Source organism: Francisella marina, assembly GCF_008369785.1.
Lineage (GTDB): Bacteria > Pseudomonadota > Gammaproteobacteria > Francisellales > Francisellaceae > Francisella > Francisella salimarina.
Genome location: NZ_CP043552.1, coordinates 886,862 through 909,296 on the forward strand (window position 1 = coordinate 886,862; position 22,435 = coordinate 909,296).

The following is a 22,435-nucleotide window of genomic DNA, read 5'->3' on the forward strand; positions in this document are numbered from 1 at the left end:
AACTCTACTGTCTTATATTATTTATGATATATTGTTCTAAGTTACTTAGAGCCTCATCAATGTTAGCAGAGTTGTTCCCTCCACCTTGAGCCATATCTGGACGACCACCGCCTTTACCATCTATATACCCACTAAACTCCTTAGCTATATCTCCAGCCTTGATTAATGATGTAATAGATTTACTCACTCCGATCACAAATTGCACTTTATCAGCATTTATAGTACTCAACACTGAAACTATCTTATCATTTTTAGATTTATAATCATCAATCTTTTCTCTCAAAGTCTTAATATCTACTTCTTTCAAATTAGCTACTACAACTTTAATGTCACCAATTATAGATTCTTTAATATCATTACTTGTTCCAGATAGTAGGTCTTTTTTAAGCTTTGTGATTTCTTTTTCTTGTTTTTTTAACTGCTCTAACAATGATTGTAGCTTTTCTAATAAGTTAGCATCATTTGATTTGATAGCTTCTTTCACAGCTGTCAACTTATTTTCATAAGTAAATGTATGTTTTATAGCCTTATCTGCGGTAATAGCCTCTATTCTTCTAATACCAGATGCAATACCACTTTCTGATACTATTTTGAATAATCCAATATCTCCAGTATATGCAACATGAGTTCCTCCACAAAGCTCAATAGAAAAATCTCCCATTGAAATTACTCTTACTATATCTCCATATTTCTCACCAAACAGAGCCTCTGCTCCTAGTGATTTAGCTTTTTCTTGTGATGTCTCAATAGTAGCCACAGGATAGTTCGCTCTAATTTGCTGATTAACTAAAATTTCAATTTGTTCAATTTCAGCACGAGATATGGCCTTATCATGAGTAAAATCAAACCTTAACTTACCATCGTCAACAAGTGAGCCTTTTTGTTCAGCATGATCACCTAGAACAACTTTTAAAGCTTTATGCAGTAGATGTGTCGCACTATGATTAGCAGCAGTTGCAAGCCGTCTCAAATTATTAACTCTTGCAGAAACTTCATCACTAGTGTTTAAAACTCCTTTAGCCAATTTACCGATGTGTAGAACTGCTTCACCAGACTTTTGGACATCATCAACTATAAATTCAACACCTACACCCTCTAATATGCCTTTATCACCAACTTGTCCGCCTGCTTCAGCATAAAAAGGTGTTTTATCAAGGACAATAACTGCCGAAGATCCATTACTAATAGTATTTACATGTTGTCCATCTTGGAATATCTCTAGCACTTTAGCATCTTCAAATAACGTTGAATAACCTTTAAACTCTGATTTTACTTGTGAATTAATAGTATTATTATAATCAATATTAAATTTACCAGCCTCTTTTGACCTTTGTTTTTGTTGTTGCATTTGCTTTTTAAATGCTTCTTCATCAACTTTCAAACCTTTTTCTCTTGCCATATCTGCAGTCAAGTCAAAAGGGAAACCATAAGTATCATAGAGCTTAAATGCTATTTCACCAGAAATAATATCTCCTTTTAATTCAGATACTTCTGCATCAAAAATTTTAATACCATTTTCAATTGTTTTTAAAAATAGTTCTTCTTCTTTGATAAGAGTCTTTTCAATAAGCTCTCTCTTATCTATTAGCTGAGGATATGCCTCACCCATTTGATTAATAAGCTCTGCCACTAACTTGTAAAAGAATATATCCTTAGCGCCAAGCTTATTACCATGACGAATTGCTCTACGAATAATTCTTCTTAAAACATATCCTCTACCTTCATTTGATGGTAAAACACCATCTGCAATTAAAAAAGCACATGAACGTATATGATCTGCAACCACTTTTAATGATGGTGAACTTGTATCACACGCATTAGTAACTTCTTGGGCTTTTTTAATTAGCGCCTGAAATAAATCTATATCATAATTACTATGAACATCTTGTAGTACAGCTGCGATTCTCTCTAACCCCATACCAGTATCGACAGATGGTTTAGGTAAATCAGTAGTTGTACCATCAGCATGGCGATTATACTGCATAAACACTATATTCCAGATTTCAATATATCTATCTCCATCTTCTTCAGGTGTACCGGGTAAGCCTCCTGCAACATCTTCACCATGATCATAGAAGATTTCAGTACAAGGACCACACGGACCTGTATCTCCCATAGACCAAAAATTATCATTTGAGTCTATTCGTATGATTCTTTCTTTTGGTAAACCAATATGATTATGCCACACATCAAATGCTTCATCATCTGTAACATATATAGTCACCCATAGTTTTTCCGCAGGTAGTTTGATTTCTTTAGTTAGAAACTCCCAAGCAAAACTAATAGCATCTTTTTTAAAATAATCACCAAAACTAAAATTACCAAGCATCTCAAAAAAAGTATGATGTCTAGCTGTATAGCCAACATTATCTAAATCATTATGTTTACCACCAGCTCTGAGACATTTCTGAACTGTTACAGCACGAGAAAAATCTCTCTTTTCTAACCCCAAAAATACATCTTTAAATTGCACCATACCTGCATTTGTAAATAACAACGTATCATCCCCAAATGGTATTAAAGATGAGCTTGGCTGGTGCGAGTGATTCTTAGACTCAAAATAGTTGATAAATTTAGTACGTAATTCTTTAGTAGAAATCATAGTTTACCTTCCAGTAGATAGCGCCTACAGATATTTAAATTAAATTCAAAACAGCTAGTATTATAAACTATTTTAGTAAACAAAATAAACTCTACCAATCGCATTTGGATATAATTAAGTATATAATCGTAAATAAGTCGTTATTTTCATGTAAGTTTTAAAATGAAAAAGAAGTTATTTATCTTCACAATAATAGTAGGTCTAATAATAGCTGTTTCAGGTATTACTTATTATTTTCACTATCAGTCTGAGCTAGAGGAAAAAGCTGCTGAAGCAGAAAAAGAAGCTCAAATGCCAAAACCACATGATTACTGCTTGATAACATATTTAGAGTCATCTGATAACGGTAAAACCTGGCACAAAACTAATGTTACCACAGGTAAAAAAGCAATGTTTAAAGCACAGTGTTGGAAGAAATATATTCAAATTCTTGATGGCTTTTCGGCTAGCATTGATAAGAATGGCCAGTGGTGTAACAAGATAGATGACAACAAAATCATAGCTCATCCAGCTATGTATTTCTCAGACCAACCTTTTGAATCTAAAGATGATTTAGCACCGAAAGTTGACACTCCAAACGAATCTTTACAAGATAAATCTAATTAATTCTCTTTTGATAGTTTTTCATAGTATCGTCTGAAGATCTTGTTAGAAGACTTTCTTTCATTATCATTTATATTTTCTAAATGTAATTGACAGTCTTTCAGATTACCTTCATATAGAAATCTCAAGCTATTTTTACATTTCAAATCCTTGGGGTATGTGTTTTTTTTGATTTCATACCACGATGACAAACGACTAATATCATCAGAAGATACTATAAAGAGGTGTTTTTTAACTCGTGTAATTGCCACATAGAACAATCTTCGTTCTTCTTCAATTGTCTCATCACTAATTTTAGAGTTCTTTTCTCCAAAAAAACCTCCTTCTGTAGCATCATGAACAACAACATAATCCCATTCCAGACCTTTTGCTCTATGCATTGACATGATCTGAATTTGATTTGGATCATTTTCACCTTGTTGATCTGATTTTATATATAGCTGATATAAAAGCTCTATAAACTCTGATAGCGAACTTTTCTTACCCTTAGCAAAACTACTCATTCCATCTATGATCTGTAGTTTAGATTTACTTGAATGTGTTTCACCAGAGACTTTAGAAATTTGTTTTTCAAGATCTAGAGTTTCTAATATAAAATTTATAGCTCTCTCAGACTTTTTAATCCGAGTATTATTAAAAATAGCTCTCCAACTAGCTGATACTGCTAATATATTTTTCTCTTTAAATGGTTTATCAACTGTTTTGGTGAGTTCTGAAATTATATTCATGCTAGCTGAAATATCTTGTGCTATTTTATTTGCTAAATTTTGTTTAGCATCTTTTTTGAGATATAGTGATGGATAGTCAAGCATAGATTTAATAAAATCAACTCTTTGCTCAACACTATGCTTTGCAAATCCTTTAGCTTTGTTAAATAACATCAAATAACCATATATGGCTTTAAATAGGTTTTCACTAAAAATATTTTTATCCGCAATGACATTGTAAGCTAGATCATGATAAAGACAACTTAATTCAAACACTGTTGTTGAGTTATATTTACGCACAAGAATTGCTATATCGCTAGCTTTAACACCACTATCAATCAATGCTTTAAGTTTAAGGACAACTTTATCACTACTATCAAGAATACTAATATCAGTTGCTTTATCTAGTTTTGGATATGTTATACATAAATTATCATGACGTTTTTTATTATTAGTTATAATATTATTTGCCATCAAAGATACTAAGTCCCCATATCTAAACGTATATGAAAGACTATACTGCTTTACATCCTTAAAATCTTTTTTGAAACCCTCTAACATATAATACGGAGTAGAGCCTCGCCACTGATATATAGTCTGATCAACATCTCCTACAGCCATAATATAGGTATTCTGCCCAACCAAACACTTTAAAAAAAACTGTTGAGCCTGATTAATATCCTGATACTCATCTATAATTATGTGAGAGTATAAACTACTAGCCTGAGTAACACTATTTTTATCTTTTTCAAACAGCTTAGCTGGAAGATATATCATATCATCATAAGTTATGGCTTGCTGAATCTCACACTCTTTAAGAAATTCTGAGAACACCTTATCTAAAAGTTTCTTCTCTTTAGCATTAAGATCATTGATTTTCTTATTGCTGAGAGATAAATCTGATTTCAATAATGAAATATACTCTTTAAATACCTCTACTCTCTCACTATCAACTTCTTTAGTTATTTTAAATTCTTTTTGGCGCAGTTTAAGTAACTTTAGAATTATTGTATCAACCTCATATTCTTTGAGGATTTTATTTACTTTGACATACCCTGCTTTTGCGAAAGCTTGTAAAAAACTATTTCCCAAAGAATGCATTGTTCTGACATTAATTAATCTTGCAATATCAGCTTTAATGACTTTTCTAAGTCTCTCTGCAAAATCAAGTTGAGCTGATTTGTTATACATTAGAACCAATATCCTGTTAGGTGGAACATTATTACTAATCAGATACTCAATCCTGGCTATTAAGGTTTGAGTCTTTCCACTGCCTGCGACTGCAGAGACTAAGGCATGCTTATTCAAATCATGGGTAATGATTTTTTGTTGTTCAGCTGTATATTTCATTTATGAATTTAGTCTTACTTACTTTCTGATGAGTCTTTAGCAAATAATCGTGTAACAAGATACATTATGGTTAAACTAGCTTCTTTAATAATAGTGACAACTATTTGAGCTACTTTTAGAATACTTGCTCCTAAATATTTAAAGTAATTGATTATATTTACTTTTGCTTTGTTATCTTTAATAAACTTAAAAGGTGTAAATACAAACAGAGTAATTCCTATCATTACAATATATGAAAATATTGTTCCTAACTTTTGTTCATACCATTGAGCAAATCTATAGAATAAAAGCAAAACTATTACAGTCAAAATTACTAAAAGTATGAATAGAAATAAATTCTTTTTCTTCATCTTTGATCCTCTGAAACTATTTGTTTATATAATGATATCATTATTTAAACTAACTTATGGTATAATCTTAGGCTAAATTTATAAACAATAATTAAATCAAATTCATGACTACTGATCAAAGACTACAGATTATTCTAGATGCTCTAGATGATTTAAAAGGCCAAAACATTCAAGCAATTGATGTAGAGCACCTTACTGACATGATGGATAAAATAGTGATCGCTACAGCATCATCAACGACTCACGCCAAATCACTTGCAAGAAATCTAGAACAAGAACTTAAAAACAATAAAGTATCAATACTGGGTGTTGAAGGCGACAATAAATCTGACTGGGTTTTGGTCGATATTGGCGATATTGTTGTACATGTAATGCTTGAAGAAACTAGAGAATTATATGCACTAGAAAAGCTTTGGGATATTCAACGTAAAGAAGACTAATAATGAAGCTAAAGCTTTCTCTAGAGCAGTGGCAACAAGTACAAAAATTTGCTACTGCAGATCTTGGTTTATCATCCATTTCTAAATCTGATTGCGACTTATCTGAATATATTCCTCATTATGATAAATGGATAGAAAACAACTATCAGGCCGATCTTGAATATATGACCAAACATGGTTCAAAAAGATTTGTACCAGATGAACTAGTCCCTGGAACTAATAGTGTAATTGTTGCTACATTAAACTACCTCAATAGACCCGTAACTATTAAAAATGAAGTCAAAAGACTAAGATCGCAAACTAACATTGCAGAAATCTCGATATACGCTCATGGTAGAGATTATCATAAAGTAATGAAAAAAAAACTTCAAAAACTCGGAGAATATATAGACGATCTTACAGGTGGCCATCAATTTAGAGTTTTTACAGATAGTGCCCCAGTCTTAGAACGCCCACTAGCCGAAAAAGCAGGTTTGGGCTGGCAAGGCAAGAGTTCTATGCTCATGAACAAGTTACAAGGTTCATTTTTTTTCATCGGTGTTATTTATAGTAATCTTGATCTGTCAGACTTACCTAACTTACCAAAGCATCAAGATTCTTGTGGCAAATGCCAAGCATGTATCAAGTTATGTCCAACTGGAGCAATTCAGCATGGTAAAATGATTGATTCACGAAAATGTATCTCATATCTAACAATAGAAAACAAAGGGCCTATACCATTAGAACTTCGAGATAAAATTGGCACAAGAATATACGGTTGCGATGACTGCCAATTAGTCTGCCCTTTTAACAATAATGCTCCAGTAACTACAGAAAAAGACTTCCAACAACGAGATTTTTTAATAAACAAGCCACTTCTTGAACTATTCTCATGGTCTAAAAAAGATTTTGATAAATATACACAAGGTTCGGCAATTAGAAGAATTGGTTATGATGCTTGGATAAGGAATATAGCAGTTGGTATTGGAAATTCACCATATAAGCAAGAAAATATACTATCATTAGAAAATAAGAAAAATGAATTTATAGACAATAAAATCATTTTAGAACATATTGAGTGGGCATTAAATAAACAAATTAAGCTAAGTAAAATAGATAAAAGATTGTGATTTACAACCGGTTTGTTAGAATAACTTAGGATAGACATTTCCAAAACTACAGGAGAAACTAAATAATGAAATTAACTAAAACTCTACTTATAGCACCATTAGTTGCTGGTTCACTTATTGGTGGCGCTTTTGCAGCTGCAGATAATCAGGATGATCTTAGCTACTCAGTTGGCTACACTATGGGCCAAGCATTGAAAACTCAAATGGACCAAAACAATATTACTACTGACAACCAAGAAGTTGTTAGTGGTCTAAAAGATGGTATTTCTGGAGGTAAATCTAAGCTTACTCCAGATCAAATGCAAAATGCAATGTTGCAATTCCAACAACAAGCTGTCGCTGCTCAGAAGAAATAATTAAGGGAGTTAATTATAATGACTAAAAAGAAACTATTAAAAGCTTTAGCTGTAGCTGCAATAGCAACAAGCTTAGTTGCATGTTCTGATAGCTCAAGTAAAGATAAGTCTACTACTGAAGCTGTTACAAACTCTGGATCTTCAGTTGCTACTCCAACTGCTGACGTTGCAACACAGAATACAGACACTATTACTAAAAATGCTAGTTATACTATCGGATATGGTATGGGTGCTACTGTAGAAGCTGATAAAAATGTAAAATCATACAACCTTAACGATGACAAAATTGTTGAGGGCTTCTCTGATGCTCTAAATGCGAAAAAACCTGCTATCTCTCCTGAAGAAATAGCAAAAAACATGGAAACTCTACGTAACAAAGTACAGCAAAAAATGAGTGAAGAAAGAGTTTCTAGCTTCTTAAAGGTTAGAGATAGTATTTATGGATCTGATCTTACACCGAAATCTGATGTTAAAAATCCGAAAGTGGTTGTATATGAATTCTTTGACTATCAGTGTATGTATTGTTCGAAACTTGCTCCACAAATAGAAAAAATAATGCACGATAATAGTAATGTACAAATCGTTTTTGCAGAATTCCCAATATTTGGTGAAAGAGCTCCGGCTTCTGAATACGCTGCCGAAGTAGGTACTGCTATATATAAACTGTATGGTGCTGATGCTTATGTGAAATACCATAACGGTATCTTCGCTACAGGTGAGGATGAAGGTAAACTCAAAAACTCTACTGTAGACAAAGTAGCTACTCAGTCAGGTGCTGATCTTGCTAAAGTCAAGAAAGCAATCAAAGATGATAAGATTGCAGATCATCTAAAAGATACTTTGAAATTAGGTTTTGAGGATCTTGGTATTCAAGGAACTCCATTCTTAGTAATCGCTCCAGCAACTAATGCTAATGCTGATAATACAACTGTGATAGGTGGCTACACAGGTGCTAGCGATATTCAGTCAGCGATTGACAAAGCAAAATCAACAACTACTAATGCGACGGTCACAGACAATACATCGGCTCCTAGCACGGCTACAACTAGTAGTGATACAAATACTACTCAACCAAGCCTAACTGAAGCTCCTGTTACAGATTCAGGCAGTTCTGTTGCGGCTAATCAACCTAGCAGTTCAGATGATAACGTTGAAGCTTAATTAGTATCTATACTTACTCTAATCATTTCTTTATTATTCATGGCACTTAATTACTAAATATTGCCTAATTTATCTGATAAGATATATCATCAAAATTAGTAAAAATAATTCTTATGTTAAAAATTAGAAAAGGTAGTAAGTATCTTGTTTTCTTTGTCGTAATCTTTGTGGCTCTACCGCCCTTTGCCATAGATGCTTATATCCCAGCTTTTGGTAATATAGGTAACTTCTTTAATGTTGATGTAAATAAACTTGCTATTACCATCTCTACATACTTTATAGGTTTTGGTGTAGGTATGTTTTTCTGGGGCGCGTTATCAGATAGCTTTGGTCGTAAGAAGATACTTATTATCGGTATGATTATCTACATTGCAAGTACTATCTTATGCTCATTTACACATAGTTTTGATACTTTGATATTCATGAGATTTTTACAAGGTCTTGGAGATTCTCCAGCATCTGTTGCAGCTATGGCAATATTAAAAGACTGTTATAGAGGTCAAAAACTAGTCAAGACTGTAGCAACAATGGTGATGATATTTATGATTGCTCCAATAGTTGCTCCTATAATAGGTAGTATTATCATTTATACAACTGGAAGATGGCAAGATATCTTCCACTTCCTAACTATCTATGGTGTTGTTTTATTAGTTATAACATTGATTATGCCAGAAACACTCCCTACACATAAGCGCTCTAAGAGTTTAGCTAGAAGTTTTAAAGTATATATCATTCACATGGCTAACTTACCATTTGTTGTCGGAGCTCTGACAGGAGCTTTATGTTTTGGCGCATTATTTAGCTTTATTAGCACATCATCAAATTTGATAATTGAATATTATCACCTTGGCTACACTCAATATTGCATATTATTTGCATTAAATATGTTTGGCATAATATTTGCAGGCAGCTTTATCAAGAGAAAACAGACAGTACATAATCAAAAAGATCTTATTGTAACTGGATATTATTTAGCCATAGCAGTAATATCGCTTAACATATTAAACTCATACTTATTTAATAATATCTATATATTTATTATATTAAATGCTTTAGCAACAGGATGCTTTGCTTTAGTAAATATTATTACTACATCAAAAGCTCTTGATATTCTTAAAGAAGGTTATGCTGCCGGCAATGCGATAATTAGACTAGTAAAATTTATGGTTGCTGCCTTAGCAGGGTTTTTCTTAAGCTTTATATCAATATCAAAACTAATGGTTGGTATCCCAGCTCAACAACTCGCATTTATTGTAATTTCAATTATTATCTTTATGAGCATTAAGAGCAGACTTTTTCCAGAAGAAAAATCTTTTATTTAAAATATTTTTTTGCGTGCATGACAGTATGGAAGAGAACCTTGCTTCATATAATAGTCTAGATGATATTCTTCAGCTACATAATATGGCTTAGCTTCTCTAACATCTGTAACAACCTTATATCCTTTATCAATAAGCTCAGACTTTATGCTTTCAGCTATCTTTTTCTGCTCTTCATTATAATAAAATATTGCTGATTTATATTGCTCCCCAATATCTGGACCCTGACCATCAACTTGCTCAAAATCATGTATTTCAAAAAAATATTTTAGAACTTCTTCTAGTGATATTTTTTCTTTCTCAAAAATTATTCTGACAACTTCTAAATATCCAGTATTTCCTGCACAAACTTTTTTATAATCTGGGTTTGGCTGGTCTCCACCACAATACCCTGATTCAGCAAATACAACTCCTTTGAGTTTTTTCATGTAATATTCCACACCCCAAAAACAGCCTGCTGCTACGATAACTTCTTCAGTTTCACCTAAATTTTCTGCTGCAACAAAATCTACAGATGCTGAGTTGACACAGTAACGCGTATTTAGTTTAGTATATCCTTCTCCATGAAATATATGTCCCAGGTGGCCATCACATTTATTACACAGAATTTCTGTCCTTCTGCCATCAGCATCTGGTAACTCTTTTACATTGTTATCAATATGTATATCATAACTAGGCCACCCACATGTTGAAATAAATTTACTATCAGCCTTGAATAATGGTGTACCACAATTACGACAGATGTACGTACCTGCTTGATCTAAATCATTGTATCTTCCTGTGAAAGGATGCTCCGTAGCTTTATTAATTATAATTTCATATTGTTCTGGTGTTAAACTTTTAGTTTTTAACATTATAAGACCTCTAGCTATTAAATATTGTTAATAATTATCATATAAACTCAAAAAAATGTATATTCTAATCTACAATATTTATATGATATTAAAAGCTATTTTTCAGCACGATTAAGGAGAAAGCAAATTGACTTGTAATATAAAAAGTAAAGACTATATCTCTTTAACTTTCTTTATAATAGTTATTTTAGGAATAGGCATGTGTGTCGGCACCCTAACATCAACAAACATTCCAACATGGTTTGTAAAACTTGAATATCCTTTTTTTGCACCACCTAACTGGTTATTTGCGCCAGTTTGGACAGTTTTATATATTATGATTGCAATATCTGGATGGATAGTATTCAAACAAAAGGCTCTAAGAGAAAAAAATTTTATTATTTACGCAATTCAGTTAGGCTTAAACTTTTTGTGGAGCTTCATATTTTTTTGCTGGCACAATATTGATTTAGCTCTTATTGAGATGTCTATCTTATGGGTGCTTATAGCATGGAACCTAAAGGTATTTCTAGATATAAACAAAATTGCTGGGTACTTGCTTATACCATATCTTTTATGGGTAGGTTTTGCGTGGATACTTAATCTCAACTACGCAATGCTTAATTAAGAATATCTTTATCAGCAACAGCTAAATGTAAGTAATGCAAATGTTTATCATATTGATTGACTATATCTGCAATAACCTGATCTTTTGAATATCCCATAATATCATAGTACTGTCCACCATGACTCAAAAGCACCTCGACTCTATTATAATTGTCCAACTTTGACTGATATGCTCTTAACATAACACTATATACAAAGTCTTCATTACCTTCTATTGAAATTGTTAATTGTATATGATCATGGTCTCTAATAACTTCTGTATTAATACCATTTTTTTCCATTTCATCCGCAACTTCGATTATAGCTGTTGTGACATCTTTTTGTAAAAACTCTATGGCCTGATCTTTCGATGGCTTATGAGCAATTGCTTCTAATCTTTTTTGCCAAGATGTGTTTGCTTTTGCAAATTGAACAACAGTTGAATGTGTCTCAATACTTTTAAGCCTCAAATAATCCAACCTTAAAGATTTAATTAAAGAAATACACATTAAGAGTAAGATAAATAATAGCGGAAACGCACTAATTATAGTTGCAGACTGAAGAGCCTGTAATCCACCTGCTAATATTAAAGATATTGCAAGCAAACCGCTAAGTACTGACCAAGCGATACGCTGTAATGTCATTGATTGTTTGGCATTACCTGTGGCTAAGATATCTATAACTAAGGCACCACTATCTGCAGATGTAACAAAGAATGTTACAATCAAAAATACTGCTAATATTGATAATACTGTAGAAAATGGAAAGTGTTGTAAAAATTCAAATAATGCTACTGGTATATTATTATTTGCGGCATCTATCAAAGCTTCACCATTACCATTCATAGCTATTTCAATAGCAGAATTTCCAAAAACAGTCATCCACAAAAATGTAAAACCAACAGGTATAAATAGTACACCAATAGTAAACTGACGAACTGTTCTTCCTTTGGATACTTTAGCAATAAACATCCCAACAAATGGAGACCAAGCTATCCACCATCCCCAATAAAATAGAGTCCAGTTTTGTAACCATTCTTGATTCTCTCGATTATATGCGTAGAGATTGAAGGTCTGATTCACTATAGTACTCAAATAGTAGCCAATATTTTGGATATAATCACGTACCAACCCTGCTGTATTACCTAACAATAATACAAAAGCTAATAGTACTACTGCTAATACAATATTAAAGTTACTTAATGCTTTAATACCTTTATCAAGTCCTAATGCAACAGATATAGTCGCTAATGCTACAATAAATACAATATATATAACTTGCATATTTATGGTATCAGGTAAACCTGTCAAAAAATTCATCCCTGCACTTACTTGCATTGCACCAAAACCTAGAGATGTAGCAACACCAAATAAAGTCCCTAAAACAGCAAATACATCTATTGCGTGACCTATAGGACCATATATATGTTTACCTAAAATTGGATAAAGTACTGAACGAGGTAATAATGGTAAATCATGTCTATAAGCGAAATAAGCTAGCGATAAACCAACAATAGCATATACAGACCAGGCTTCTACTCCCCAGTGAAAGAATGTCGTATTCATAGCTTCTTTAACGACTTCTAATTGGTCTGAGGATATATTAGGTGGCGCTAAAAAATGCTTCAAAGGCTCTGCAACTCCATAAAACATCAAACCAATTCCCATACCTGCTGCAAATAACATAGCAAACCATGAAACATTTGAATACTCTGGTAAATCATGATCTTGACCGAGTTTGATATCTCCAAATCGACTGAACATTAATATCAAACACAAACACAAAAATATACTCATTGCCAATATGTATGTCCAACCAAATTTCTCCAAAATTAAATTTTGTAAGTTTTGAATATGACTGGCAAACTCATTTGGATAAAAAATCCCCGATAAAGAAAGAATGATAGCTAAAATAATTGCAGGATAAAAAACTGGCGCATAGGCACCCTTTTCTCGTTGCATAATAATTCCCAATATTGAATAAAATTTATATTACCATAACATTTATATGTATCTATATCAAAAATACATACGGTAACTATTTAATCTCATGATTAAAACCCATACAATATCAACCAAAATATTTTAGATATTTACTCAATGAAAAATCTAAGTCAAAAACTACTCAGAGAAATCAAAAAACTTCATTCACCTCAAGGTAGAAAAAAGTCTATATACTATGTTATAGAAGGGTTAAGATGCTGTAATGAAGCTTTAACAAGACTACCCAAGAAAGACATAGTCGCATTATTAACAACAGAAAGCTCCGATAGTGATGACTACCCTACTGATATAAAACATACTCTTCCAGAGAAAGATTTCCATCAACTAACACAGACACAAAACTCCCAAGGAGTGCTAATCTTAGCTAAGAAAAGAGATACCCCATCTGACATTGAATTTAAGGATGATTTCATTCTAGTACTAGATAGAATTCAAGACCCTGGAAATATTGGCACAATATTAAGGACAGCCATTGCAGTTGGCTTAACAGAGATAGTGCTTATAAATGGCACTGTAGATCCTTTTAACCCCAAAGCTATAAGAGCTGGTATGGGAGCACAGTTTAGTCTTAATTTTAGATATTTTGAAAATCTAAGCGCTGTAAGAAACTATCCAGCACTGAAAGAACGAAAAATTTGGCTAACAACACCACATGAGGGAGTTTCTTGCTATTCTAGAGAATTTAGATTAAATGATAGTATCTTAGTATTTGGTGAGGAGGCTAATGGTATCCAAGACTTTTCAGTAGGCCAAAAGACGATGATACCAACATTAAGTGATATTGAATCTCTTAATGTAGCTCAAGCAGCCACTATATATTTATTTGAGGGTCTAAGACAAAAAATGTTAAAATAACAGTGTAAACCTACATAGGAGAAGTTTATGAGTAAATGTAAAGTACACGAAAATCACGATCATGAACATAAGGATGGTTGTGGTCATACTAAAATTAAACATGGCGATCACTATGATTATATACATGATGGGCATCTTCATCATGAGCACAATGATCACTATGATGAGCATACGCTAGATGTCACAGCTAATAATCCAGATGGGTGTAAGCCAATCAAGGATGAATGTTGTGATCATGTTCATGGTCCAGATTGTGGACATGAGGCAGTACCTCATGGGGACCATATAGACTATATTGTTGATGGTAGATTACACCATCCTCATGGAGATCACTGCGATGATCATGGTCCAGTAGAAGTCGTCAAAAATAATAAAAAATAATTTAAAAGTTAGTTTCTAGATTAAGCTATCAATATTATTAATCTCATAGTTATTATATTTATCAAATATTTCAACTAATTCTGTTGGTATTTTTGCAGGTCTGCCTTTCTGAGCATTTATCATTACCCAAAGGGTATCTGCTTTACACAGAAGAGCTTTATCTGACTTTCTATAAATATGATACTTTCTAAATGTAGAAATCTTGGTAATACTCTCTACCCACGTAACTACAGCGATATCATCACCTAAAAATCCTTGCGATAGATACTCTATAGTATGCTTCTTAGCAAACCATGTCAGCCCATGAGCCTCTGTAACGTCAAATACGCCATTAGCCTTGACATGCTCAATAGCCACATCCTGCATCCATTGAAGATAGACAATATTATTAAGATGGTTATTTGGATCGATATGTTCAGGTAATACCTTAGTTGACAAGACAAAGTATTTTAACTGCTGATTCATTTCTGACCTAAGAACTCAAGCAAATCACTATAACCACCAATTTGTTTATCATCAATAAATATTAAAGGTGTAGTTTCTAAATTATACTTATGTTTAAAAGCATCTGTTTCAGCTCTAGTTTTTAAAATATGGTCTTCAAAACACCAACCCTTTTCTTCAAATAACGCTTTTGCTTTTAAACCATACGGACAAGTTTTCTCTGGTGTTACCATTCTGTATAAAACAATCTTATTAAACTCTTGAGTCATTCTCTTATATTCCAAAATAATGTAGTATTAATATTGTAAGTATAGCACCAGCAATGAAATTTGAAAGGTAAGATTACTATGTGTACTAATGTTTTTATAAATAAAAATCAATACAAAATCGAAGCAAGATCTATGGATTTTCCAATAAATATTGCCTTTAAAAATGGTTGGGGTTATGTCGGTATTGAAAATGTAACAGATGTTGTAATAGATGCTGATAAAATTCCTGAAAGCAGAATCGCTAAGTGGACTTCAAAATATGGTTACTTTTGTAGATTAGGATTTGAGAGTTATGTAACAGATGGTTTAAATACTCAAGGCTTTTCATATAGTATCTTGTATTTAGATGGTACGGTATATCCAAGTTATGATGATAATGATAATAGGCCTGCACTAGCGGTGTATGAGTTAGGTAATTTTTTGTTAGCTATGGCAAAAGATGTAGCTGATGCTCTTAAATTAATATCTGAGTATCAGATAGTGAATAGTGCTGTAAAGTTAAAAGATGGCATATATATAAAAAATATTCCTCTTCACATGTGTCTAAGAGATGCTAATGGCAACAGTGCTGTGATAGAGTTTATTGGTGGTAAAATGTACATTCATAAAAATGCTGGTAATGTCTTAACTAATGCACCTACTTATGATTGGCATTTAGAGAATATCAAAGAATATAAATCTTTATTAGAACCATTTGAGGGTAGCAATAGTCAATTTTCTGATAAAACAATAAACTATAAAGATACTGTTTCAAGTTCTCGTCCTGAGGTTGCTCAATTGATAGGTATGCCTGGAGACTTCAGTGGAGTATCTAGGTTTGTCAGAGCTTATATTCTCTCTCAACTAGTTCCTGAGCCTCAATCAAATAGAGAAGCTTGTTTCCATGCTTCATCAATTATTAATAATGTCGCTGTACCACCATATGAGGTTTCTATGACTTTATGGACTACTATTAAAGATCTAAAAAACCTAATAGTCTCATATAAAGATATTGCAGCATATCAAGGTAATAGCCCTACTGGAGTTTATGCAGCAGGTATTAACGAAGGATATATCAGTTATGATCTAAATGCTATGAATTTTACTGATGTGCCTCCAGAAGCAAACAAGCATATAATCAAGCCTACTCCAAAAGAAAAAGTTATTGAAATTGTTAATATGAGTGATGTAGTTGGTTTAGAAAGACAGTAATATCTATAAATTATTCTAACTAATTATTTCATTCTAATTGGCATGTGATTACAAAATGGCTCTTCTGCAAGATAGCTACCATGGATATTATAAGCTCTAGCTCTACAGCCTCCGCAAATTTTGATAAATTCACATGAACCGCATTTACCTTCATAAGCACTAAAATCACGCATATCATACATCACATCACTATTTTGCCAAATATCTGCAAATGATTTCTCTTTGACATTACCTGCACTCACAGGTAAATAACTACATGGATAAACATTACCATCAACATCTAGCAAACATATACTTTGCCCAGCTATACACCCTTTACCACCACCAGTACCAAAGCTAAGAGCTCTAGAGCGAACTTTTGCTCCATCTTCTTTATTACGCTCAAAACGGATACGATAATAATGTGGTGCACACGTTGGACGCACAAGCATATCTTGCTCATCGGCTTCCATATCATAGTGCCAATTTAGGATATCTTGATAATCATCGATATCTATCAACTCTTGCATAAGCTCTTCACCACGCCCTGTCGGCACAATCATAAACAGATACCATGCTGTAGCTTCAAGTGATTTTGCTAGTTTATAAACATCCTTGATCTCATGTTGATTACGTTTGGTAAATGATGAATTTATCAAGAATGGTATACCATGTTTTTTAAATAATTTAGCGGCATTTACAGTTGCTTCAAAGGCACCTTTTTGACTACGAAAATCATCATGAGTCTCAGCTGTAGCTCCATCTATACTTAAAGATACTATGCTTATACTTGAGTTTTTAATTTTCTCACAAATCTCATCAGTAACTAATGAACCATTAGTAGCTAAAGCCATACGTAAACCTTTATTAGCACCATATTTTGCTAGCTCAAAAATATCTGCTCGCAAAAGTGGCTCTCCTCCAGAGAGTACTAATACAGGGTTAGCAAATTCCACTATATTATCAATGATTCTAAAGCCTTCCTCAGTAGAGAAATCTGGATGTCCTACTACTTCACATTCTGAAGATGAACGACAATGCACGCATTTAAGATTACAACGCCTAGTTGTCTCCCATGCCATCCATTTAAGTTGATGTTTCACTATAGTTGCCTATCTAGGTATTATGAAATATTATAACAAATAAAAGACATCTCTAGAAAAGTAATTTTTAGTCCTATAATATATATAGAAAATTTAATATATTAATCATAAGTTATGAAATTAAAAAAAGTTTTGTTTGCTTGCTCAATTGCTATCTGTTGCATTAGTTTAAATAGTTGTATATTAAAACTTCCTTTTCAAATTGTAGATGATGTTTTCCACGATATTACACCTTTTTAATTTAAGCTAAGAATTACTATTAGTATCTATTCATATATGAATAAGATTATTAATATTTGTTAATTTTTATAATTTACTTATCTATAAGTCTAGTATACTAAGGTTATATATGTAATATTAATAATACTTAGTTTGGAACTAAATTTATAAAAATTATACAGGAGATATAAAATGTTAAAGAAAGTTGCGATTGCTACAAGTATATTAGTTAGTGGATTAGTTTATGCTGCCCCTTCAGCAGACTTTGCTAAAGTAGAAGAACAGCTAGTTAAAAATGATAACTATTCTGGTCACTTCATCCAATCACGCAAAATTCAAGGTTTGGACAAGCCTATTCTTGCATCTGGTGAATTTGAGCTATCTAAGAAAGATGGGTTAGAGTGGAACCAAGAGAAACCGTTTAAATCTTCTCTAAAAGCAACAAAAGATACTATTACAATTAAGACTGCAGATAGTCCAAAATCTGTATTTGGTGAAGAAGATAGCCCAATGGTATTCTCATTCTCTAAAGTATTCTTATCTGTATTAGAGGGTGACTCAAAAGTAATCTACGATAATTTCAATACTAAATTTAGCGGTACTACAGATGATTGGACATTAGTATTAACTCCTAAAACTGAATTACTGTCAAAAGCTCTTAAAGAAGTAACCCTAAAAGGTGGTGAAACTATAACTTATGTAGAAGTAGTTGATGCTCAAAATAATGTTATGGATATCCAATTTAGTGATATAGAAATCGACTCTTAATTAAATCTGATGCTAAAAACTAAGTTTTCTCTTAGTTTTATTTTGTTTTCTATATTTTTTACTTTTAGTATGTCAAATGCTCAAGATAGCAAAAACTCATCTAAAATTATCAAAGAAACGGCTAATATTTCTCTAAATATTGCGAGTTCCAACTACGATATTTTTTATCAAAAATCTAATCGAAATTTACCAGTAGTTATAGTCGTACATGGTTTCTCAAGATCAAAAGATAATATGTCTGGTTGGGGGAATTTCCTAGCTAGCCATGGATATTTTGTAGTAGTGCCTAATCTACCATTTTGGGCTAATCATAATAGAAATGCTAAATTTATATCTGAACTAATAAACTATATCTATAGCAATACCAGCTATACAAGCATTATAAATAATAATCTTGCTTTGGTTGGTTTCTCCGCTGGAGGATTAGCTACTTTGATAGCGACATCAGAGAATACTAGGGTCAAGCTTTGGATAGGATTAGACCCTGTAGATGTAGGCAATCTTGGCTCTCAAGCTGCCAAGAATATAAATTGCCCAACCTATATAATAGCTGCCTCAGCAAGCGCATGTAATGCCAATAATAACTACAAAGACTTCATAATAAATCTAAAAGATAATACTTTTATCAAAGTTGATGGAGCTGTCCATGTCGATGCTGAATGGCCAACTAGTAGATTCGCTGAGTTGTTCTGTGGTAGATCTACACATCAAAAAAGAGAAAGATTTCATGATGATGTGTTGACGATTTTAGATAAGAGTTTTAAAAATGACTTATTGACAACTAATAATTATTCAAAATAATACTAATCTCCTCAGCCACTCTACTAGGAAATATTCCAACATATCCACCTAGTTTTTTAACGATATTATCTCCAGCTAAACCATGAACATATACAGCTAATCTACTTGCTGATAGAGTATCCAAACCTTGAGCTAAGAACGCTCCAATAATTCCAGACAACACATCTCCTTGCCCTGCCACTGCCATACCTTGATTGCCTGTAGCATTTATATAGATTTCATCAGATTTACAAATTAGGCTTCCAGCTCCTTTTAGTACTACTGTGGCGTTATACTTTTTAGCTAATGCTCTAACTGCTACAAATCTATCATCTTGGACTTCTTTGGTAGTACAGCCAAGTAGTCTTGCTGCTTCTGCAGGATGTGGTGTTATTATTTTATTTTCTAATTGGATAAATTTTTCTCTAATTTGTTGATTAGTTGAGATTATATTTAAGGCATCTGCATCAAAAATCGCTGATTGAGTTAAGTTATCAATTATTAACTGTAAAACTTGTCGAGAGTCATCAGTTGTATCAAAACCAACCCCTACTGCCAAAGCTGAGAAAATCGCTAAATTTTTGCTAATAATTTTTAATGGTTTTGTCATTAGCTCAGGTATAGACATATCAGCACGAAAGTCTTTATCTAAAGATATCATCGAGACCTTACCACAACCACTATATAACGAGCTTTTACTAGCTAATTGCAAAGCTCCATTCATACCAACATTACCGCCTATTATAGCTAGATGACCATAAGTACCTTTATTGGTATTTTTCTTTTTCCTAAGGATATTATCAAGATTTATATCTTGAACATGATTTTTATAAACTTGATAGCCTGATTGAGTAATATTGATATTTTGATTATCAATCAGCTCTTTGACAGTTACCTGACCAGCATAATCTAAACCATCACCTGTGTGTAGCCCTTGCTTATCTGCTAAGAATGTAATTGTCTCATTAGCTTCGATAGCATCACCATATACTTTGGCATTAAAAGCACCTAATCCACTCGGTACATCTATAGCTAATGTGTATTTTGAATTTTGATTTATAACTTTAACAAGTTCTAAAATATCACCTTGTAAATCTCTATCTAATCCTATACCGAATATTCCATCGATTACGACATCATAATTATTAATATCCGGCAATTTATCTAAAGGAGTCTTTAACTTTGAAAACTTTTGATAATAGTTTTGGTTGTCTTGATTTCCCTTAGCAAAAACTCTATAAACATCAACACTATAGCCATTATTTAAAAGCTTGATCGCAGCTGCAATTCCATCACTAGCATTATTGCCAGAACCCGCTATTACTAAAACTTTACTTTGTTTATCAAACTTAGCACTAATCAATTTAACAATTTCATCTGAAGCATTTTCGATTAGATTTAATCCTTGAGAAATAGCATACTCTTCAATTTCACGGTTTTGTTTTTCTGTTAAGAAATACACTTTTAAAAATCCTAAAAATTACTAAGTCTATAAATATAATAAGTGAAAGATAAAACTTTTGATATCATAAAATACCTTTTAGAGTAAGTTATAAATCCCAGCGCTGAACCGCTTGTACACTATCCGTTGGTCCTGTATTAAAACAAATTTTTGCAGTAGTTGCATATTGATGAACTACGTTCACTAATTTTTCAAATAGATAAAAACAATCATCATCTTTACGTACACCTGCACCTATTAGAACAATATCAAACCTTCTATTGGAAAGTAGATCAACAACCTCTTTAACTGCAGATTCTTCACTAGTTATATATCCCATTTGAGCATCATAACCAATATCATTTAACTTTTGTAAATCTACTTCAAGTACACTACGAAGCCTTTCGGGATCCATACCAGGATATTTGGAGTAATCAACAGAATTTGGCTCCCATCCTATACAAAGAACTTTCTTTTTATTCATATACATCTCCTTGTATTTTCACGACTAAATCATTGTATATTAATGACTATCTATTATCTATCTAGTATCCAGCATGATATATGATCAGATAAAAGATCTCTAAATCAATATCCATTTATAAGTTAAACTAATATGAAATATAAAAATCATTAGTTTTACATATATAATTTACCTGCCATAATACCAATAAAATTAAAACTTGATGGAAAAAAAATGAAAAAAATAGCTCTATTGATCACATCTATAATCTTGTTTAATCAAGGATTCTCAATACACACTAATGATAACAAATTCTTTGAAGCTACCCAGCTTAATAGTAAAAATTGTAGATATGCTCATGAGGTGGGTCACAATTCATTCTCAGAGCCAGAAATGAATCTCGCGTGCAAGCCTCGTTCTTAATACTAGATAACTTAATTTTTAAGATAGAAACCTGCCAGTCTTCAAGAAAAATGATACTTTAGTAAGAGTTTCTTCATCATGATGAATTTGACTATGATTTTTATTTATAGTAATTCTATCAAGACTGTTTATAGAAAACACTGATGATACTTCTACCAAACCATCATGCTCATTTCTCAGACATAGTCTTGCTAAAAAATTAAGTTTAGAATACTTATTACCAGCAATAAGACCTACTGATACTTTGTCTGCTACTCGATTACAAATTTCTAAATACTTATCTGTTACTTTGAGATCTTTATTTGGTTTTAGCACTCTAGAATAAAAAGGAATCCTATCACCAAAATCTGCGACTCTTGAGCCAGCAAATGGAGAAGCTATAAATACACACTTTTCAACATTCGTAAGCTGTAACTTATCAATAGTCATACATGATATTATCCCACCCATACTATGAGCTACAAATATCAACGACTTTGATGATGGAATACTTTTTACAATTTGACATAGTTTATTAACTGCTACATCAACACTTACAAATGTTGTTGGTAAGTCAACTGCTATAACCTCATCATAACCATCTTTTAAAAAATTAGCTAAAGATGACATGTCTTTACTATTTTTAATAAAACCATGTACCAAAATTACAACTTTATCTTTACTCATAGTTATATGTACTA

General features: G+C 32.4%; 24 protein-coding genes. 13 read left to right on the forward strand and 11 right to left on the reverse strand.

Going from position 1 to position 22,435, the window contains the following annotated elements:
* Positions 1–4: 4 nt before the first annotated feature.
* Positions 5–2,602 carry an alanine--tRNA ligase gene (alaS, locus tag F0R75_RS04370; protein ID WP_149368189.1) on the reverse strand — a complete coding sequence of 866 codons (2,598 nt, stop codon included), beginning with the start codon at positions 2,600–2,602 and terminating at the stop codon, positions 5–7.
* Between the two features lie 162 nt (positions 2,603–2,764).
* Between alaS and F0R75_RS04375 the strand changes: the two genes are divergently transcribed.
* Positions 2,765–3,208 carry a hypothetical protein gene (locus F0R75_RS04375; protein ID WP_013923210.1) on the forward strand — a complete coding sequence of 148 codons (444 nt, stop codon included), beginning with the start codon at positions 2,765–2,767 and terminating at the stop codon, positions 3,206–3,208.
* Here F0R75_RS04375 and F0R75_RS04380 read toward each other — a convergent pair.
* Both F0R75_RS04380 and F0R75_RS04385 read right to left on the reverse strand, forming a co-directional pair.
* Complete coding sequence (locus F0R75_RS04380; RefSeq protein ID WP_149368188.1) at positions 3,205–5,262, reverse strand: ATP-dependent helicase; 2,058 nt, start codon at positions 5,260–5,262, stop codon at positions 3,205–3,207. The two genes, F0R75_RS04375 and F0R75_RS04380, sit on opposite strands and share 4 nt — an antisense overlap.
* 14 nt (positions 5,263–5,276) lie before the next feature.
* Complete coding sequence (locus F0R75_RS04385; RefSeq protein ID WP_149368187.1) at positions 5,277–5,612, reverse strand: hypothetical protein; 336 nt, start codon at positions 5,610–5,612, stop codon at positions 5,277–5,279.
* A gap of 104 nt (positions 5,613–5,716) precedes the next feature.
* Here F0R75_RS04385 and rsfS point away from each other — a divergent pair, with 104 nt between their 5' ends.
* The 5 genes from rsfS to F0R75_RS04410 all read left to right on the forward strand — a co-directional run bounded on the left by rsfS (position 5,717) and on the right by F0R75_RS04410 (position 10,000).
* Positions 5,717–6,052: a ribosome silencing factor gene (gene rsfS / locus F0R75_RS04390; protein ID WP_146421309.1), complete on the forward strand. Its 336-nt coding sequence runs from the start codon at positions 5,717–5,719 to the stop codon at positions 6,050–6,052.
* Positions 6,053–6,054: 2 nt separating this feature from the next.
* A complete protein-coding gene (gene queG, locus F0R75_RS04395) occupies positions 6,055–7,161 on the forward strand; it encodes a tRNA epoxyqueuosine(34) reductase QueG (RefSeq protein WP_149368186.1) in 1,107 nt (368 codons plus the stop codon).
* Between the two features lie 65 nt (positions 7,162–7,226).
* Entirely contained in the window at positions 7,227–7,517 is a 291-nt protein-coding gene (locus F0R75_RS04400; RefSeq protein ID WP_149368185.1) for an FKBP-type peptidyl-prolyl cis-trans isomerase N-terminal domain-containing protein, read from the forward strand.
* Between the two features lie 18 nt (positions 7,518–7,535).
* On the forward strand, positions 7,536–8,678 hold the full coding sequence (locus F0R75_RS04405; RefSeq protein WP_149368184.1) for a DsbA family protein: 1,143 nt from the start codon (positions 7,536–7,538) through the stop codon (positions 8,676–8,678).
* 113 nt (positions 8,679–8,791) lie between these two features.
* Positions 8,792–10,000: a multidrug effflux MFS transporter gene (locus F0R75_RS04410; protein ID WP_013923217.1), complete on the forward strand. Its 1,209-nt coding sequence runs from the start codon at positions 8,792–8,794 to the stop codon at positions 9,998–10,000.
* Here the strand turns inward: F0R75_RS04410 and F0R75_RS04415 are convergent.
* Positions 9,997–10,851, reverse strand: coding sequence for a bifunctional methionine sulfoxide reductase B/A protein (locus tag F0R75_RS04415; protein ID WP_149368183.1), 855 nt, complete (start codon positions 10,849–10,851; stop codon positions 9,997–9,999). The two genes, F0R75_RS04410 and F0R75_RS04415, sit on opposite strands and share 4 nt — an antisense overlap.
* Before the next feature lie 199 nt (positions 10,852–11,050).
* Here F0R75_RS04415 and F0R75_RS04420 point away from each other — a divergent pair, with 199 nt between their 5' ends.
* Positions 11,051–11,458: a TspO/MBR family protein gene (locus F0R75_RS04420; protein WP_246145989.1), complete on the forward strand. Its 408-nt coding sequence runs from the start codon at positions 11,051–11,053 to the stop codon at positions 11,456–11,458.
* Here the strand turns inward: F0R75_RS04420 and F0R75_RS04425 are convergent.
* Positions 11,451–13,397 carry a BCCT family transporter gene (locus tag F0R75_RS04425; protein WP_149368181.1) on the reverse strand — a complete coding sequence of 649 codons (1,947 nt, stop codon included), beginning with the start codon at positions 13,395–13,397 and terminating at the stop codon, positions 11,451–11,453. The two genes, F0R75_RS04420 and F0R75_RS04425, sit on opposite strands and share 8 nt — an antisense overlap.
* A 138-nt stretch (positions 13,398–13,535) precedes the next feature.
* Here F0R75_RS04425 and F0R75_RS04430 point away from each other — a divergent pair, with 138 nt between their 5' ends.
* On the forward strand, positions 13,536–14,294 hold the full coding sequence (locus F0R75_RS04430) for a TrmH family RNA methyltransferase (RefSeq protein WP_149368180.1): 759 nt from the start codon (positions 13,536–13,538) through the stop codon (positions 14,292–14,294).
* Positions 14,295–14,321: 27 nt separating this feature from the next.
* Positions 14,322–14,675, forward strand: a complete 354-nt coding sequence (locus F0R75_RS04435; RefSeq protein WP_149368179.1) for a hypothetical protein — start codon at positions 14,322–14,324, stop codon at positions 14,673–14,675.
* 15 nt (positions 14,676–14,690) lie between these two features.
* Here the strand turns inward: F0R75_RS04435 and F0R75_RS04440 are convergent, their stop codons facing one another.
* Positions 14,691–15,140, reverse strand: coding sequence for an acyl-CoA thioesterase (locus tag F0R75_RS04440; RefSeq protein ID WP_149368178.1), 450 nt, complete (start codon positions 15,138–15,140; stop codon positions 14,691–14,693).
* Complete coding sequence (locus F0R75_RS04445; protein WP_004287665.1) at positions 15,137–15,388, reverse strand: glutaredoxin domain-containing protein; 252 nt, start codon at positions 15,386–15,388, stop codon at positions 15,137–15,139. The genes F0R75_RS04440 and F0R75_RS04445 overlap by 4 nt, the downstream gene beginning before the upstream one ends.
* A 78-nt stretch (positions 15,389–15,466) precedes the next feature.
* On the opposite strand from F0R75_RS04445, the gene F0R75_RS04450 reads away from it, so the two are divergent.
* The gene (locus F0R75_RS04450; protein WP_149368177.1) at positions 15,467–16,579 is read left to right on the forward strand and encodes a linear amide C-N hydrolase; all 1,113 of its coding nucleotides are present in this window, start codon (positions 15,467–15,469) and stop codon (positions 16,577–16,579) included.
* Positions 16,580–16,602: 23 nt separating this feature from the next.
* Here the strand turns inward: F0R75_RS04450 and F0R75_RS04455 are convergent, their stop codons facing one another.
* A complete protein-coding gene (locus F0R75_RS04455) occupies positions 16,603–17,661 on the reverse strand; it encodes a radical SAM/SPASM domain-containing protein (RefSeq protein WP_149368176.1) in 1,059 nt (352 codons plus the stop codon).
* Between the two features lie 411 nt (positions 17,662–18,072).
* Between F0R75_RS04455 and F0R75_RS04460 the strand changes: the two genes are divergently transcribed.
* Together F0R75_RS04460 and F0R75_RS04465 are read left to right on the forward strand one after the other, a co-directional pair.
* On the forward strand, positions 18,073–18,648 hold the full coding sequence (locus F0R75_RS04460) for a LolA family protein (protein WP_146421296.1): 576 nt from the start codon (positions 18,073–18,075) through the stop codon (positions 18,646–18,648).
* A gap of 69 nt (positions 18,649–18,717) precedes the next feature.
* Positions 18,718–19,449 carry a dienelactone hydrolase family protein gene (locus tag F0R75_RS04465; RefSeq protein WP_246145976.1) on the forward strand — a complete coding sequence of 244 codons (732 nt, stop codon included), beginning with the start codon at positions 18,718–18,720 and terminating at the stop codon, positions 19,447–19,449.
* Here the strand turns inward: F0R75_RS04465 and F0R75_RS04470 are convergent.
* Positions 19,430–20,890 carry an NAD(P)H-hydrate dehydratase gene (locus F0R75_RS04470; protein WP_149368174.1) on the reverse strand — a complete coding sequence of 487 codons (1,461 nt, stop codon included), beginning with the start codon at positions 20,888–20,890 and terminating at the stop codon, positions 19,430–19,432. The genes F0R75_RS04465 and F0R75_RS04470 overlap by 20 nt on opposite strands.
* 88 nt (positions 20,891–20,978) lie before the next feature.
* A complete protein-coding gene (locus F0R75_RS04475; protein WP_146421293.1) occupies positions 20,979–21,353 on the reverse strand; it encodes a hypothetical protein in 375 nt (124 codons plus the stop codon).
* A gap of 213 nt (positions 21,354–21,566) precedes the next feature.
* Here F0R75_RS04475 and F0R75_RS04480 point away from each other — a divergent pair, with 213 nt between their 5' ends.
* Positions 21,567–21,755: a hypothetical protein gene (locus F0R75_RS04480; protein ID WP_146421292.1), complete on the forward strand. Its 189-nt coding sequence runs from the start codon at positions 21,567–21,569 to the stop codon at positions 21,753–21,755.
* Positions 21,756–21,773: 18 nt separating this feature from the next.
* On the opposite strand, the gene F0R75_RS04485 is transcribed toward F0R75_RS04480, so the two are convergent.
* Positions 21,774–22,421 carry an alpha/beta fold hydrolase gene (locus F0R75_RS04485; RefSeq protein ID WP_149368173.1) on the reverse strand — a complete coding sequence of 216 codons (648 nt, stop codon included), beginning with the start codon at positions 22,419–22,421 and terminating at the stop codon, positions 21,774–21,776.
* Positions 22,422–22,435 lie beyond the last annotated feature (14 nt).

What these genes read in the sequence shown, in the direction of transcription:
- F0R75_RS04450 (WP_149368177.1), top strand. Translation starts at nt 15,467, where the DNA reads ATGTGTACTAATGTTTTTATAAATAAAAATCAATACAAAATCGAAGCA.
- F0R75_RS04480 (WP_146421292.1), top strand. Translation starts at nt 21,567, where the DNA reads ATGAAAAAAATAGCTCTATTGATCACATCTATAATCTTGTTTAATCAA.
- F0R75_RS04475 (WP_146421293.1), bottom strand. Translation starts at nt 21,353, where the DNA reads ATGAATAAAAAGAAAGTTCTTTGTATAGGATGGGAGCCAAATTCTGTT.
- F0R75_RS04385 (WP_149368187.1), bottom strand. Translation starts at nt 5,612, where the DNA reads ATGAAGAAAAAGAATTTATTTCTATTCATACTTTTAGTAATTTTGACT.
- queG (WP_149368186.1), top strand. Translation starts at nt 6,055, where the DNA reads ATGAAGCTAAAGCTTTCTCTAGAGCAGTGGCAACAAGTACAAAAATTT.
- F0R75_RS04430 (WP_149368180.1), top strand. Translation starts at nt 13,536, where the DNA reads ATGAAAAATCTAAGTCAAAAACTACTCAGAGAAATCAAAAAACTTCAT.
- F0R75_RS04405 (WP_149368184.1), top strand. Translation starts at nt 7,536, where the DNA reads ATGACTAAAAAGAAACTATTAAAAGCTTTAGCTGTAGCTGCAATAGCA.
- F0R75_RS04465 (WP_246145976.1), top strand. Translation starts at nt 18,718, where the DNA reads ATGTCAAATGCTCAAGATAGCAAAAACTCATCTAAAATTATCAAAGAA.
- F0R75_RS04380 (WP_149368188.1), bottom strand. Translation starts at nt 5,262, where the DNA reads ATGAAATATACAGCTGAACAACAAAAAATCATTACCCATGATTTGAAT.
- F0R75_RS04440 (WP_149368178.1), bottom strand. Translation starts at nt 15,140, where the DNA reads ATGAATCAGCAGTTAAAATACTTTGTCTTGTCAACTAAGGTATTACCT.
- alaS (WP_149368189.1), bottom strand. Translation starts at nt 2,602, where the DNA reads ATGATTTCTACTAAAGAATTACGTACTAAATTTATCAACTATTTTGAG.
- F0R75_RS04400 (WP_149368185.1), top strand. Translation starts at nt 7,227, where the DNA reads ATGAAATTAACTAAAACTCTACTTATAGCACCATTAGTTGCTGGTTCA.
- F0R75_RS04410 (WP_013923217.1), top strand. Translation starts at nt 8,792, where the DNA reads ATGTTAAAAATTAGAAAAGGTAGTAAGTATCTTGTTTTCTTTGTCGTA.
- F0R75_RS04445 (WP_004287665.1), bottom strand. Translation starts at nt 15,388, where the DNA reads ATGACTCAAGAGTTTAATAAGATTGTTTTATACAGAATGGTAACACCA.
- F0R75_RS04420 (WP_246145989.1), top strand. Translation starts at nt 11,051, where the DNA reads ATGTGTGTCGGCACCCTAACATCAACAAACATTCCAACATGGTTTGTA.
- rsfS (WP_146421309.1), top strand. Translation starts at nt 5,717, where the DNA reads ATGACTACTGATCAAAGACTACAGATTATTCTAGATGCTCTAGATGAT.
- F0R75_RS04485 (WP_149368173.1), bottom strand. Translation starts at nt 22,421, where the DNA reads ATGAGTAAAGATAAAGTTGTAATTTTGGTACATGGTTTTATTAAAAAT.
- F0R75_RS04435 (WP_149368179.1), top strand. Translation starts at nt 14,322, where the DNA reads ATGAGTAAATGTAAAGTACACGAAAATCACGATCATGAACATAAGGAT.
- F0R75_RS04415 (WP_149368183.1), bottom strand. Translation starts at nt 10,851, where the DNA reads ATGTTAAAAACTAAAAGTTTAACACCAGAACAATATGAAATTATAATT.
- F0R75_RS04425 (WP_149368181.1), bottom strand. Translation starts at nt 13,397, where the DNA reads ATGCAACGAGAAAAGGGTGCCTATGCGCCAGTTTTTTATCCTGCAATT.
- F0R75_RS04460 (WP_146421296.1), top strand. Translation starts at nt 18,073, where the DNA reads ATGTTAAAGAAAGTTGCGATTGCTACAAGTATATTAGTTAGTGGATTA.
- F0R75_RS04375 (WP_013923210.1), top strand. Translation starts at nt 2,765, where the DNA reads ATGAAAAAGAAGTTATTTATCTTCACAATAATAGTAGGTCTAATAATA.